At 55.8% G+C, this 652-nt stretch carries 2 tRNA genes and 1 rRNA gene; all 3 read right to left on the minus strand.

Features of this window, described 5'->3' with window-relative positions:
• Positions 1-113 precede the first annotated feature (113 nt).
• Positions 114-190 (minus strand) — tRNA-Ile (locus ACTIEN_RS22270).
• A gap of 74 nt (positions 191-264) precedes the next feature.
• Positions 265-340 (minus strand) — tRNA-Ala (locus ACTIEN_RS22275).
• A 152-nt stretch (positions 341-492) separates the two neighbouring features.
• Positions 493-652, minus strand: a 16S ribosomal RNA gene (locus ACTIEN_RS22280); the annotation flags it as partial.

The following is a 652-nucleotide window of genomic DNA, read 5'->3' on the forward strand; positions in this document are numbered from 1 at the left end:
CCGAACCCTTCCTGCGTCCGACAGGACGATCAAACCAGCAAACAAGCTGGCTTGATGATCATGTCGGCAATCTGTAACTGCGCTACCGCTTCGCTACTTGAGCGCGTTGGCAATGGTGGGTCGAGGAGGACTTGAACCTCCGACCTCACGCTTATCAGGCGTGCGCTCTAACCACCTGAGCTACCGACCCCAATGCCAATACATATGATCAGGGCGCGTGTCTGCTCAGGACGATCCTGCTTACGGCAGATCCACCGGATCTGATGGTGGAGCCTAGGAGGATCGAACTCCTGACCTCCTGAATGCAAATCAGGCGCTCTCCCAGCTGAGCTAAGGCCCCGATCAGGATGCAGCTTCAGGCAAATATACCTGCAGCGTGCTACCTTTTGTCTTGAAGAGATATGAGGACGGTCCGGTCTGATATGCAGCTTTGTTTGCTGCTGCTAAGTGTGTCACGAGACTGACATGTCAGTCTGCAAGACACATCCTTAGAAAGGAGGTGATCCAGCCGCAGGTTCCCCTACGGCTACCTTGTTACGACTTCACCCCAGTCGCTGAGCCTACCGTGGCTGGCTGCCTCCATTGCTGGTTAGCGCACCATCTTCGGGTAGACCCAACTCCCATGGTGTGACGGGCGGTGTGTACAAGGCCC

Origin of the sequence: Marivita sp., from assembly GCF_051859345.1 — a bacterium.
Classification (GTDB): domain Bacteria; phylum Pseudomonadota; class Alphaproteobacteria; order Rhodobacterales; family Rhodobacteraceae; genus Marivita.